General features: G+C 67.5%; 11 protein-coding genes. 2 read left to right on the top strand and 9 right to left on the bottom strand.

Annotated features, from left to right (window positions below; translation table 11 throughout):
* Positions 1 to 120 precede the first annotated feature (120 nt).
* From rodA to NJD74_RS18025, 5 genes are all read right to left on the bottom strand, one after another.
* The gene (rodA, locus tag NJD74_RS18045; protein ID WP_319624710.1) at positions 121 to 1,233 is read right to left on the bottom strand and encodes a rod shape-determining protein RodA; all 1,113 of its coding nucleotides are present in this window, start codon (positions 1,231 to 1,233) and stop codon (positions 121 to 123) included.
* Positions 1,230 to 3,290 carry a penicillin-binding protein 2 gene (mrdA, locus tag NJD74_RS18040; RefSeq protein ID WP_070471943.1) on the bottom strand — a complete coding sequence of 687 codons (2,061 nt, stop codon included), beginning with the start codon at positions 3,288 to 3,290 and terminating at the stop codon, positions 1,230 to 1,232. The genes rodA and mrdA overlap by 4 nt, the downstream gene beginning before the upstream one ends.
* A 1-nt stretch (position 3,291) precedes the next feature.
* The gene (mreD, locus tag NJD74_RS18035; protein WP_019186042.1) at positions 3,292 to 3,777 is read right to left on the bottom strand and encodes a rod shape-determining protein MreD; all 486 of its coding nucleotides are present in this window, start codon (positions 3,775 to 3,777) and stop codon (positions 3,292 to 3,294) included.
* Entirely contained in the window at positions 3,774 to 4,901 is a 1,128-nt protein-coding gene (gene mreC, locus NJD74_RS18030; RefSeq protein WP_019186043.1) for a rod shape-determining protein MreC, read from the bottom strand. The genes mreD and mreC overlap by 4 nt, the downstream gene beginning before the upstream one ends.
* A 153-nt stretch (positions 4,902 to 5,054) precedes the next feature.
* The gene (locus NJD74_RS18025) at positions 5,055 to 6,101 is read right to left on the bottom strand and encodes a rod shape-determining protein (protein ID WP_019186044.1); all 1,047 of its coding nucleotides are present in this window, start codon (positions 6,099 to 6,101) and stop codon (positions 5,055 to 5,057) included.
* Between the two features lie 275 nt (positions 6,102 to 6,376).
* Between NJD74_RS18025 and NJD74_RS18020 the strand changes: the two genes are divergently transcribed.
* A complete protein-coding gene (locus tag NJD74_RS18020) occupies positions 6,377 to 7,315 on the top strand; it encodes a carbohydrate kinase family protein (RefSeq protein WP_019186045.1) in 939 nt (312 codons plus the stop codon).
* Between the two features lie 82 nt (positions 7,316 to 7,397).
* Here NJD74_RS18020 and NJD74_RS18015 read toward each other — a convergent pair whose 3' ends face one another.
* From NJD74_RS18015 to NJD74_RS18005, 3 genes are all read right to left on the bottom strand, one after another.
* Entirely contained in the window at positions 7,398 to 7,970 is a 573-nt protein-coding gene (locus NJD74_RS18015; protein WP_083298764.1) for an HAD-IA family hydrolase, read from the bottom strand.
* A 35-nt stretch (positions 7,971 to 8,005) separates the two neighbouring features.
* A complete protein-coding gene (locus tag NJD74_RS18010) occupies positions 8,006 to 8,737 on the bottom strand; it encodes a hypothetical protein (protein ID WP_070471939.1) in 732 nt (243 codons plus the stop codon).
* A 94-nt stretch (positions 8,738 to 8,831) separates the two neighbouring features.
* A complete protein-coding gene (locus NJD74_RS18005) occupies positions 8,832 to 9,878 on the bottom strand; it encodes an MBL fold metallo-hydrolase (protein ID WP_319624709.1) in 1,047 nt (348 codons plus the stop codon).
* 131 nt (positions 9,879 to 10,009) lie between these two features.
* Here NJD74_RS18005 and NJD74_RS18000 point away from each other — a divergent pair, with 131 nt between their 5' ends.
* On the top strand, positions 10,010 to 10,630 hold the full coding sequence (locus NJD74_RS18000) for a TetR/AcrR family transcriptional regulator (RefSeq protein WP_319624708.1): 621 nt from the start codon (positions 10,010 to 10,012) through the stop codon (positions 10,628 to 10,630).
* A 71-nt stretch (positions 10,631 to 10,701) separates the two neighbouring features.
* Here NJD74_RS18000 and NJD74_RS17995 read toward each other — a convergent pair whose 3' ends face one another.
* The gene (locus NJD74_RS17995) at positions 10,702 to 12,642 is read right to left on the bottom strand and encodes a M1 family metallopeptidase (RefSeq protein WP_019186050.1); all 1,941 of its coding nucleotides are present in this window, start codon (positions 12,640 to 12,642) and stop codon (positions 10,702 to 10,704) included.
* Positions 12,643 to 12,648 lie beyond the last annotated feature (6 nt).

Genomic DNA, 12,648 nt, shown 5'->3' with positions numbered 1-12,648 from the left:
GGCGAACAGAAAGCGGACCCGCGATGCGGGCCGGCGCGAGCGCAGGACCGTAACACGCGTGGGCACCCCAATCCTTAGCCGACACGTACCGCCGGTGCGCGGCGTACGCATCGCGCGCACTCAGCCGTAGCCGCCGTGCACCGGATTGTGGCGACGCACGGCCATCACCAGGCCGAAGCCGGCCAGCAGCGATACCGCCGAGGTGCCGCCGTAACTGATCAAGGGCATCGGCACGCCCACCACCGGCAACAAACCGGAAATCATGCCGCCGTTGACCAGCACATAGACGAAGAACGCCAGCCCGGTCGCGCCGGCCAGCAGCCGTGAATAGGTATCGCGCGATTGCGAGGCGATCCACAGGCAGCGCCCGATCACCACCAGGTACAGGGCGAGCACGATGGCCACGCCGATCCAGCCGAACTCTTCACTGAGCACGGAGAAGGCGAAGTCGGTGGTCTGTTCGGGAATGAAGTTCAGGTGCGACTGCGAGCCCTGGCCCCAGCCCTTGCCATCGAAGCCGCCCGAGCCGATCGCGATCTTGGACTGGATGATGTTCCAGCCCGCACCGAGCGCATCGCTCTCCGGGTCCATGAACATCATGATGCGGTCCTTCTGGTACGGGCGCAGCAGCCAGAACCAGGCCACCGGCGCGGCCGCGGCGACCCCGCCGACCGCCACGCCCACCCACCACCACGGCAGCCCGGCCAGCAGCAGCACGAACGCGCCACTGGCGGCGATCAGCACGCCGGTGCCGAAATCCGGCTGCAGCATCACCAGCCCGGTCGGCACGCCGATGATCACCGCACTGGTCAGCACCGTGGGGAAACGTGGCGGCAGTGGCATGCGATGCAGGTACCAGGCCACCATCATCGGCAGGCTGACCTTGAGCAGCTCGGCCGGCTGCAGGTAGAACAGCTTCAGATCCAGCCACTGCCGGCCGTACTTGCCGGTGCCCAGCACGAACACGGCCAGCAGCGGAATCATCGATACCGCGTAGATCAGGGGCGTGGCCGAGCGGATGCGCAGGATCGAGACCCGCGAAATCGCCCACATCGCGGCCAGGCCGACCGCGAAACGCGCGCCCTGCGCGAACACCAAGCCGTCGCCACCGGCGCTCTTGAGCACCGCCAGGCCGATCAGCATCAGCGCGCCCAATGCCAGGCAAAGCACCCAGTCCAGCGAGCTGCTGAAACGGACGGCCATATCGACCGCCCAGCGCAGGAAGACCTTCATCGTGGCCGCTCCGGTGCGGTCGGGGGCGCGGTGGCACTGGGCACGGGCGCGCCGGGTTCCGGCACAGGCGCAGGCGCCGGCACGCCCACCACGACCGGCAGCAGCTCCAGCGCAGCGACGGCGGCATCGCCGGCCTCGCGGGCCGCGCCATCACCACCATCGAAGGCGGTGATGCCGATCGCGGTCGTGCCGCGCTCGCTGTCCAGCGGTTCCAGGCCGTCGGGCATCTTGCCGAGCAGCCAGGCATCGAAAATCTTGCGTGCGATCGGTGCCGCCGCCGAGCCGCCGTAACCACCGCCCTCGACCGCGATCGCCACCGCGATGACCGGGTTGTCGGCCGGCGCGAAGCCCACGAACAGTGCGCGGTGGCGCAGGTGCAGCGGCAGGCTGCGCGGGTTGACCGCGGCCGTGCCACGGCGGCTGATCACCTGCGCGGTACCGGTCTTGCCGGCCATCACGTACGGCGCGCCCGCAGCCGCACGCGCGCCACTGCCGCCCGGCTGCATGGTGCCCATCATGCCCTCGCGCACCGCCTGCAGATTGCTCGGCGTGGGGCTGATCGGCTTGCTTTCACCCGGCGGCGTTGCGGTCCAGTCCGCGTCGAAGCCGGCCCGCTGCTGCATCACCAGGTGCGGCTGGCGCAGGTGGCCATCGGCGATCCCGGCCACGCCATGCACCAGCTGCAGCGGAGTGACCTTCCAGTCGCCCTGGCCGATGCTGACGTTGACCGTGTCGCCGGGATACCAGCGTTCTTTTCTCGATTTGTACTTGGCCGCCGGCGAAGGCAGGATGCCGCCGATCTCGCCGGTCAGGTCGATGCCGGTCGGCGCACCGAACCCGTAATAACCCATGTAGTGGTCAAAGCGTTCGATGCCCAGATCCAGCGCGAGCTTGTAGTAGTACGTGTTGACCGACTGGGTGATCGACTTGCGCAGATCGGTCCAGCCATGCCCGCCACGGTTGGCATCGCCCCAGCCGCGCGAGGTGCCCGGCAGATAGAACATGCCGGTGGAGAGGATCTTGTCCTCCGGCCGGCGCACGCCACTGTCCAGCCCGGCCAGGCCGATCAACGGCTTGATCGTGGAGCCCGGCGCGACGCCGCCCAGCACCAGGCGGTTGAACTGCGGCCGCGACGGGTTGTCGTTGAGCGCCTTGAAATCGGCGTGCGAGATGCCGTTGACGAACAGGTTGGGGTCGTACGAGGGCAGGCTGACCATCGCCAGCACCTCGCCGGTGCGCGGGTCCATCGCCACCGCTGCGCCTTCGAACTCGCCGAAGGCGGCGACCATCGCGCGCTGCAGATCGGCGTCGATGGACAGCCGCAGATCGCTGCCGGACTGCGCCGCGACCCGGCCGATGGTGCGGATCGCGCGGCCCTGCACGTTGGTCTCGACCTGCTCGTAACCGACCTTGCCGCGCAGCTGCTGCTCGTAATAGCGCTCCAGCCCGGACTTGCCGATGTGGGTCAGCGCGGCATTGCCCTCGCCCAGCATCTCCAGGTCTTTGTCATCCACCCGGCCGACGTAGCCGATGATGTGCGCGAACAGATCGCCATAGGGATAGCGGCGGGTCAGGTACGGCTCCAGCTCCACGCCGGGGAAGCGCCAGCGGTCCACCGCAAAGCGCGCCATCTCCTCATCGGTGACACGCAGCTTGAGCGTGACCGGCAGGAAACTACGGCGCGCCTTGCGCGACTTGTTGAAGGTCTCGATGTCTTCCGGGCTGAGCGCGAGGATCCTGGACAGGCCGGCCAGGGTGGCGTCCATGTCCTTGACCTTGTCCGGGGTGATGTCCAGGCGGAACGCCGGCACGTTCTCGGCCAGCAGCCGACCGTTGCGGTCGTAGATCATCCCGCGCCCGGGCACCACCGGCCGCGGCTTGATCCGGTTGGCCTCCGAGCGCGTGGCGTAGATGTCGTGGTCCATCACCTGCAGCTTGAAGTACCAGCCGCCCAGCCCGATCAGGCATACCAGTACGCCGAGGAAGCCCAGCGCGGCGCGGCGCCGGAACTGTTCTGCCTCGGCATGCGGATTCTTGGCCTGGCGGCGCATGTACATGTCAGCGCCCGCGTCGCCCGAAGCGCAGCGCGTCCAGCAGCACGAACACCAGCGGCCACAGCGCCATGCCCAGCAGCGGCGCCCACCAGTACGACCACGGCAGGGTCGGCTCGCCCACCACGATGTGCACCACCGCGCTGACGATGCGGTCGTTGAACAGCAGCCCGCCGATCGCCAGGATCTGCTGGGACATCGGGAAGAAGCGGATCCGCGCGCGGAAGCGCTGCAGGATGAAGGTCAGGATCACCAGCCGCAGCGCCTGCTCGCCCAGCACGCCGCCATACAGCAGATCGGCGATCACGCCGCTGGCGAAGGCGATGCCCAGCCCGACCCGGTCCGGCGTTTCAATCACCCAGTAGGCCAGCACCAGCGCCAGCCAGTACGGCCGCAGCGGCTGCAGCAGGGCCGGCAACGGCAGCAGGCCGAGCAGCAGCGCCACCACCAGACTGACCGGCAGCACCCAGGGTTTATCGCGCAGGCGGCTCATGGCCGGTTCTCCACGGGTTCGGCCTGCCGAGCATGGCTCGGCACTACCGTGGATTCGGCTGCGGCACGGCGCGGAACGGTCACCGGTACCGGTGCGGCCGGACCGGGCCGGTTGGCCTGTGGTGCATTGGCGGGCGCCGCCGCAGGTGCCGTCGTGGCCGGGGATGAACCCGCCGGGGTGGTACTGGCCGGCGCGGCGGTGCCGGCCGGCGTGCCCTCCTGCAACGGCGCGGCGGCCGGGCCACCGGCTTCCCCGGCATCGCGGCGCAGGTTCGGCGGCAGGTGGATTGCTTCACCCGGGCGCAGCAGCAGCACGTCGCGGCCACGGTCGAGCTGGGCGGCCGGCTTCAGTTCGCCGACCAGGAAGGCATGGGTGTCGTCCGGACGCAGGGCGGTGATGCTGCCGACCGGGAAGCCGGCCGGGAAACGACCGCCCAGCCCGGAGGTGACGATCTCATCGCCGACTTCCACCCCGGCACTGAGCGGGATGTCACGCAGTTCCAGCTTGTCGCCGCGGCCGTAGACGATCAGCCGCACGCCGTTGCGGGCCACGGTCACCGGCACGGCATGGTCGGGGTCGGTGAGCAGCAGCACGGTCGCGCTGTTGCCGGTGGTGGCGATCACCTGGCCCATCAGGCCGCCGGCGTCGATCACCGCCTGGCCGACATGCACGCCATCGCGGGTGCCGGCCGCCAACACCAGGCGCTGGCGCACCGGGTCCAGGTCGATATCCAGGATCGGCGCGAGCTGCACATCCAGGCCACTGCGCTCGGCCACGTTGAGCAGTTCGCGCAGCTGGGCGTTGTCCAGCGCGGCGGTCTGCAGCCGGGTCAGGCGCGCGTTGGCGATGAGCAGCTGGTTGCGCAGCTCGCGGTTCTCGCTGACCAGCTGGCCGTGGCTGGCCGCATTGTCCTTGACCTGGGTACCGAGCCGGCCCGGCAGGCCGGCCAGCGCCCACACCGGCTGCACCAGCACGTTGGCCTGCGCGCGCAGGCGCGACAGCCAGCCGGCCTGGTCATCGAGCACGATCAGGGTGATGGCCAGGGCCAGGTAAGCGAGCAGGCGCAGCGGACTGGCGGCATCGCCCTGGCGGGAGGCTACGGGAGGACCGGCGTAAGGCGGCACAGGCGTCGACTGGGAAAAGTGTGGGTGAAGCGCGTTGCAGCACAGCGCAGCGGGAACAGCATGCGAGAACGCCCCGGCGAGGCGATGCCCGGTGAGCGGGGCTCACCGGCATCACGCCGCAGAGGCGCGTCCACGATACACGGCCGGTACGGCTTACTCCGGCGCAAAGAACTCGTTGCCGTGCATGTCCACCAGCTCCAGCGCACGACCGCCACCGCGGGCCACGCAGGTGAGCGGGTCATCGGCCACCTGCACGTGCAGGCCGGTCTCTTCGGAGATCAGGCGGTCCATGTCGCGCAGCAGGGCGCCACCACCGGTCAGCACGATGCCGCGCTCGGCGACGTCGGCACACAGTTCCGGCGGGGTCTGCTCCAGCGCCAGCTTGACTGCGCTGACGATGCCCGACAGCGGCTCGTGCAGGGCTTCCAGCACCTCGTTGGAGTTGATCTTGATCATCTTCGGCACGCCCTCGGCGAGGTTGCGGCCGGAGATTTCCATCTCGATCACTTCCGCCTGCGGGTAGGCGCAGCCCAGCTCGACCTTGATCCGTTCGGCGGTGGCTTCACCGATCAGCATGCCGTGGTTGCGGCGCACGTAGTTGGTGATCGACTCATCGAACCGGTCGCCACCGATGCGCACGGAGGCCGAGTAGACGATGCCGTTGAGCGAGATGACCGCCACTTCGGTGGTGCCGCCGCCGATGTCGATGACCATCGAGCCACGCGCCTCGGTGACCGGCATGCCGGCGCCGATCGCGGCAGCCATGGGCTCTTCGATCAGGAACACATCACGCGCACCGGCCTCCTCGGCCGATTCCTTGATGGCGCGGCGCTCGACCTGGGTCGAGCCGGCCGGCACGCAGACCAGCACGCGCGGGCTCGGGCGCAGGAAGCGCGACTTGTGGACCTTCTTGATGAAGTGCTTGAGCATCGCCTCGGTGTAGGTGAAGTCGGCGATGACGCCGTCCTTCATCGGGCGGATGGTGGTGATATGGCCCGGGGTACGGCCGAGCATCTGCTTGGCTTCGGCGCCTACGGCAGCCACGGAACGGGTACCACCGATGGCCCGGTCCTGGCGCACGGCCACGACCGACGGCTCGTTCAGCACGATCCCCTGCCCACGCACGTAGATGAGGGTGTTGGCCGTGCCCAGGTCGATGGACAGGTCATTGGAGAACATGCCACGCAGTTTCTTGAACATCTGGGAGTTGATCCTGAGGGGTGTCGCGCCCAACGCGGGATGGCGAAAAAATGGGCAGAATTCGAGGCCGACAAGCCTAGCAATCCCCCTGTGCGCGAGCAAGGACAAATCTGGCCGAAAGCCAGCCTTCACGGCCATTCAGGCCAATCCGGACAGCCCGGGTTCTGGCCCAAAGCCGCCTCACCCGTTAACCTTTGCGCCGCAGGGCGCCGCAGGGCGCCGTTTCGTTGCCCGCCCGACGGGCCTCAAACCCCCTTCCGCATAGGCCTTACTCGATGTCCGCTTTGATCTGTGGTTCTCTTGCCTTCGACACCATCATGGTGTTTCCGGACCAGTTCAAGAATCACATCCTGCCGGACAAGGTGCACATCCTGAATGTGTCGTTCCTGGTGCCGCGCATGCGTCGTGAATTCGGCGGTTGCGCCGGCAACATCGCCTACAACCTGTACCTGCTGGGCGGCGAACCGATCCCGATGGGCACCGTGGGCTCGGACTTCGGCCCGTACCGCGAGTACTTCCAGGGCCTGGGCATCGACCTGAGCCGGGTCAAGGTGATCGATGAGCTGTTCACCCCGCAGGCGTTCATCACCACCGACCACGACAACAACCAGATCACCGCCTTCCACCCGGGCGCGATGATGCGCTCCTACGAGAACCACGTGAAGGATGTGCCGGGCGTGACCCTGGGCCTGGTCGGCCCGGACGGGCGCGAGGGCATGATCCAGAATTCGCAGGAGTTCTTCGACGGCGGCGTGCCGTTCATCTTCGACCCGGGCCAGGCCATGCCGCTGTTCAACGGCCCGGAGCTGCGCACCTTCATCGAGCAGGCCGACTATGTCGTGGTCAACGACTACGAGTCCAACCTGCTGCAGGAGCGCACCGGCTGGGATGAAAAGGAGATCGTGAGCCGGGTCAAGGCCTACATCACCACCCGCGGGCCGAAGGGCGCGGTCATCCACACCCCGGAAAAGACCTATGACATCCCGCCGGCGCACGAGCGCCGCGTGGTGGACCCGACCGGCTGTGGCGATGCGTTCCGCGCCGGGCTGATCTACGGCATCGAGAAGGGCTATGACTGGCTGACCATCGGCCGCATGGGCAACCTGATGGGCGCGCTGAAGGTCGAGCACCCGGGCACCCAGAACCAGCGCTTCACCTTCGATGAGTTCAATGAGCAGTTCAAACAGCAGTTCGGCTACGCGTTGAACGTTTGATCAAGGGTAGAGCCAGGCCATGCCTGGCTGCTCTAGAGGTCCACCGCCTGCCGATCATGCGGCAGGCACTTGTCCGGCGCGATCAGACCGAAACCCGCTTTCCTTCCCACGCCGCCAGCACCTGCCCGCAGTCGGCCAGCTGCCAGCAGGCCATGCCCGGCCAGGGGTTGTCCGGGGTGTTGACCAGCAAGGTGCGGGTGCCGGCGGCGCGGCCGCATTCCAGGTCGAAGCGATGGTCGCCGACCATCACCACCTGGGATGGAACGGCCTGCCAGCGCTCAACGAAGTACTGCAGCCCGACCGGCGACGGCTTGGGCTCGGCTTCGTCGCGGCCGATGATGTCCTCGCGGGCAAAGACGTCGCCGATACCGATCGCCTGCAGGGTCACGTCGGCGAGTTCGCGCGCGTTGCGGGTGAGGATGCCCAGCCGGCAGCCCGCAGCGTGCAGCGCGCGGACCAGCGCGACGGCGCCGGGGGCGGCCTGCGCCTGCCCGGCCAGCGCGCGTTCGTGTGCGAGCAGCCAGGCATGCTTGGCCGCAGCCTCCTGCGGCGGCAACGCGGCGAGGTGGGTCAGGATGTCGTCGTCCGCTGGAATCGCGAGCTCGCGTTTGATGCGCTGGAAATCATGCACCGCGATGGTCAGCGTGCCGTCCATGTCGAACACCCAGTGACGGATCGCCGCAAGCCCGCTCACTTCCACCACTGCGGCATCCTGCTCGTATCCAAGCCACCGGTTTCGAACACGGCCGTGCGCGTGCCACCGGCCTTGACCGGGAACTCGATGCTGATCACCTTGGCCTTGCGCGCCAGGTTCCACAGCGCTTTCTGGTCGGTGATGAACATCGCGATCGCCTCATCGGTGTCCGGGCGCCAGGCGGCCATCGAGACCGGCTTGCCGTCATCGACGGTCACCTTGACCTGGCATTTCGGGCAGCGGAAATCGCCGGCCTGCAGCACCAGGTAGGCATGCCGCTTCCACTCGGGATGATCGCGGAATACCAGCTGCACCGGCTTGGCGCCGCTGCCATCCACGTCCACGCGTTCCTTGCTGTAGATCTGCGCAGAGGACTGGATGCCCTTGGTACCGACCGGGATCTGGTTGTACTGCCACAGGGCCTGCAGGCGGCGCGTTTCGCGCGCGGCCTCGGCCTTGGCCTTGACCTCGGCGTAGCCCGGTTCGATCCGCGCGGCGACATCGGTGTCCTTGTACTGGTCCAGCAACGAGCCACCGTGGATGCGGGCACGCTCCCAATCCTGCGCGGCGACGGCCATGTCGTACTGCTTGGCCACGCCTTCGGCCTTTTCTTCCTGCTGCGCCTTGGCGGCGGCCGCGGCGGCCTGCTGCGCCTGGCGTTCGGCTTCGGGGTTGCTGCAGGCGGCCAGCGCGAAGGCGCAGGCTGCTACCAGGATCAGTCGTTTCATCGCGTGCTCCGTGTTGGTCGATGGCGCACAAGGCGCCTGCGCCTACTTTATCGCCAAGCGGTGCATGCCGGCGTCGCCGCGATGGCGGCCTGCCTTACTTTGCGGTCGGCTGTCCTTCGCGCCACCAATGGGTGGACGGTGCCGGTGCGCGGATATCCAGGCGTTCTCCCATGTGTGGCGCGGTCAGCGGCACGCCCTGCGCCTGCGCCAGCGCGGTGATGCGCTCGAAGGGTTCGGTCCACGGGTGCAGCGCGAGGTCGAAGGTGCCGTTGTGGATCGGCATCAGCACCTTGCCACGCACATCCAGATGCGCCTGCAGGCTCTGTTCGGGCTGCATGTGCACGTCCGGCCAATCCGCGCCGTAGGCACCGGTTTCAATCATGGTCAGGTCGAACGGGCCGTAACGTTCGCCGATCCGGGCAAAGCCATCGAAGTAGCCGGTGTCGCCGCTGAAGAAGATCCGGGTCTGCCCCGTATCGATCACCCACGAGGCCCACAGCGTGCGGTTGCCGTCGGCCAGGGTGCGTCCGGAGAAGTGCTGGGCCGGCGTCGCGACGATCTTCAGGCCTTCCACGCGGGTGTCCTGCCACCAGTCCAGCTGCACGACCTTCGCCGCCGGCACGCCCCATGCGATCAGGCGGTCGCCCACGCCCAGCGCCGTGACGAAGTGCTGCACCTTGGGTGCCAGCGCCTGGATCGCGTCGTGGTCGAGATGGTCGTAATGGTCATGCGAGATGATCACGCCGGTGATCGGCGGCAGTTCGTCGATCGTGAGCGGCGGCGCATGGAAGCGCTTGGGGCCCATGAACGACATCGGCGAGGCACGCTCGGAAAATACCGGGTCGGTCAGCCAGAAGTGGCCGTCCAGCTTCATCAGCATCGTCGAATGCCCCAGCCGCCACAGGCTGTCGTCCGGCGCATCGAGCAGGGCCTGGCGGGTCAGGGCCTGCACCGGGATCGGCGCCAACGGGCTGGCGTCGGCCGGCTTGTTGAACAGGAAGCGCCACATCACCCCGGCCGTGCGGAAGAAGCCGAGATCGGTCTTGCCGGTGGGGTTGTGGAAGCGCCCGTCGCCGAACTGGGGCGACTGGTCATAGGCGGCCGCCGGGCGGGCACCGCAGGTCAACAGGCCAATGGACATGGCGATCAACACCGTCAGAAGGAGGAGGATGCGAGGCAGGCGACGTTTCATGCGGGGCGTGCCCAGAAAAGTACACCGGCGAGTTTACTTGCCTTTTTCGAAAAGTAAACTGAACGGTGTAAAATGGCCGCATGAGCCCCTCCGACCGCCCCACCCGCCTGACCGACCGCAAGCGTGCGGCCATCCTGGAGGCAGCGGTGGCCGAGTTCCGCGCGTTCGGTTTCGCCGGCACCAGCATGGACCGCATCGCGGCCACGGCCGAGGTCTCCAAGCGCACCGTCTACAACCACTTCGCCAGCAAGGACGAGCTGTTCACCGCGATCCTGTGGCAGCTGTTCGAGGCCAGCCAGGCGCTGGATATCGTGCCCTACGATCCGGCACGGCCGCTGCGCGATCAGTTGCTGGTCTTCGCGGCCCGGAAGATGCGCCTGCTCGACGACCCCGGCTTCATCGATCTGTCCCGGGTGGCGATGGCCGAACTGGTGCACACGCCCGAACGGGCCCGCGCGATGATGGACAAGCTGGCCGAGAAGGAAGAAGGCCTGACCGGCTGGATCCGCGCCGCGCAGGCCGATGGCCGGCTGCGCGAGGGGATGCCACCAGCCGAGGCCGCGCAACAGTTGCAGGCGATGCTCAAGGCTTTTGCCTTCTGGCCGCAGATCACCTTCGGCCAGCCACCGCTCTCACCGGCGCAGCAGCAGCAGGTGATGCACGACTGTGTGGACATGTTCCTGGCGGTGCGCGCGCTGTGAGCACTGCCGCCCAGGCATGAAAAAACGGCGGGTTTCCCCGCCGTTTTTCGTTCAACCGATACGTGTGGCGACTACGGCTTGGCCGCGCCCGCCTCGGCCTTGTCCAGCATGTCCTGGACCGAACCGGTGGTGATCGGGTGGTAGCCAGGCTTGGCCTTGGCGAAGGCCGCCTTGGCGAAGGCCAGGCCTTCCGGCGTCTTCACCAGTTCGGCGTAGATCGGCATGATCAGCTTGCGGCGACCGACGCGCTCGATGAACGCACCGGCGGCTTCATTCGCCTCGCTGTAGCCACTGCGGATCGTCAGCGGGTACCAGCGCATCGCGATTTCACCGTTGGCGGTGCCGGTGAAGTGGTACGCCTTGTCCAGCGCGGCGAGCTTCTCCACCGGCAGGGTCTTGCCCAGGCCGTCGATGAAGTGCACCCATTCCTGGGTGCCCCACTCGCCGGTGATCTGCGCGTTCGGCAGCGTGTTGCTGCCCTGCCAGGCGATGCGGGCGGTATCGACGATGGAGAAGTTGCGCGAGCGGGCCTTGGTCGCGAACGACGGAATGCCCGGCTCGTCCAGCCACGCCTTCAGCTCGGCATCGGTGACGGCGCCGGGCTTCTTGGACAGCAGGTTTTTCTTCAGGTATTCGATGAACTGGTCGGTGTTCGCGCTCTGGAAGGCGTGGTCATCGAACCAGCCACGCAGGAACGGGTCGAAGGTCTCGCGGCCGAAGCGCTGTTCCAGGAACTGCAGGAACCACGCACCCTTGACGTAGGCGACCTGGCTCAACGCCTCGTCCGGGTCACGCTCGCTCAGCGGCGGCAGCGCCAGGGCCTGGTCGGCCGGGCTCATGTCCTTCACTTCGGCGAGCAGATCGTTCTGGTCGATCTCGCGCTCCATCTCGGCCATCTCCTGGCCATACAGCGCCTCGGTGATGCGGCCCTGCACGTAGGTGGTGAAGCCTTCGTTGAGCCAGATGTCCTTCCAGCTGGCGTTGGTCACCAGGTTGCCCGACCAGCTGTGTGCCAGTTCATGGGCGACCAGCGAAACCAGCGACTTGTCGCCGACGATCACGGTCGGGGTGGCGAAGGTCAGGCGCGGGTTTTCCATGCCACCGAACGGGAACGACGGCGGCAGCACCAGCATGTCGTACCGGCCCCAGCGGTACTCACCGTAGAGCTTCTCGGCGGCGCCGATCATCTTCTCGGTGTCTTCGAACTCCTTGGCGGCCTTGCCGACCATGGTCGGTTCGGCCCACACGCCGGAGCGGCCGGAGATCGGCTCGAACACCAGGTCGCCGGCGGCGATGGCCAGCAGGTAGGACGGGATAGGCTGCGGCATCTTGAAGGTGTAATCACCGTCACGCGCAGCCTTGGGATCGTTGTCGGCGCTCATCAGCACCATCACGTCCGGACGCGAGGCCACGTGCGCGCTGTAGGTGAAGCGCACGCTCGGGGTGTCCTGCAGCGGCACCCAGGAACGGGCGTGGATCGCCTGCGACTGGCTGAACATGAAGGGCAGCTTCTTGCCCTCGGTCATCGACGGCTCCAGCCACTGCAGGCCCGAGGCGGTCGGCGCGGTGTGATACGTGATCACGACCTTGGCCGGCTGGTCCGGCGTCTCGATGCTCAGCTTGCTGCCGAACACCTTGTCGGCCGGCGCCAGCACGAACGGCAGCGGCGCGGTCTTGCCATCGGCGGCGATCGCCTCGACCTTCTCCACGGTCAGCTCGCGGGTGTCCAGCACCAGCTGCTTGGCCGCCTTGTCCTTCCACTCCAGCGTGTAGGTCGCGGTGCCGCCGATCTGCTTGCTGTCGAAGTCCAGCTTCAGGTCCAGCGCGATGTCCTTGACGACGACCTTGTCCGGCTCGGCGTAGGAGCTTTCATCGTGGCTGCGGCTGTCGGCTTTCATGGCAGTGCTCGCCGGGGCGTTGGCAGTGGGATCGACGGTCGGAGCCGCCGGTTCTTTGGAGCAGCCGGACGCCAGGGCGACGGCCAGGGGAATCAACAGGAACGGAGATCGCATGAATCG

It is taken from the genome of Stenotrophomonas sp. RG-453 (assembly GCF_033843685.1).
Taxonomy (GTDB): Bacteria; Pseudomonadota; Gammaproteobacteria; order Xanthomonadales; family Xanthomonadaceae; genus Stenotrophomonas; species Stenotrophomonas bentonitica_A.
The sequence above is the reverse complement of the archived record's forward strand: the minus strand, read 5'-3'. Positions and strand labels throughout refer to the sequence as shown.

Coding starts and splice junctions, on each gene's coding strand:
- NJD74_RS18010 (WP_070471939.1), bottom strand. CDS start 8,737: ATGAAACGACTGATCCTGGTAGCAGCCTGCGCCTTCGCGCTGGCCGCC.
- mreD (WP_019186042.1), bottom strand. CDS start 3,777: ATGAGCCGCCTGCGCGATAAACCCTGGGTGCTGCCGGTCAGTCTGGTG.
- NJD74_RS18025 (WP_019186044.1), bottom strand. CDS start 6,101: ATGTTCAAGAAACTGCGTGGCATGTTCTCCAATGACCTGTCCATCGAC.
- NJD74_RS18015 (WP_083298764.1), bottom strand. CDS start 7,970: ATGGACGGCACGCTGACCATCGCGGTGCATGATTTCCAGCGCATCAAA.
- NJD74_RS17995 (WP_019186050.1), bottom strand. CDS start 12,642: ATGCGATCTCCGTTCCTGTTGATTCCCCTGGCCGTCGCCCTGGCGTCC.
- mrdA (WP_070471943.1), bottom strand. CDS start 3,290: ATGTACATGCGCCGCCAGGCCAAGAATCCGCATGCCGAGGCAGAACAG.
- NJD74_RS18020 (WP_019186045.1), top strand. CDS start 6,377: ATGTCCGCTTTGATCTGTGGTTCTCTTGCCTTCGACACCATCATGGTG.
- rodA (WP_319624710.1), bottom strand. CDS start 1,233: ATGAAGGTCTTCCTGCGCTGGGCGGTCGATATGGCCGTCCGTTTCAGC.
- NJD74_RS18000 (WP_319624708.1), top strand. CDS start 10,010: ATGAGCCCCTCCGACCGCCCCACCCGCCTGACCGACCGCAAGCGTGCG.
- NJD74_RS18005 (WP_319624709.1), bottom strand. CDS start 9,878: ATGTCCATTGGCCTGTTGACCTGCGGTGCCCGCCCGGCGGCCGCCTAT.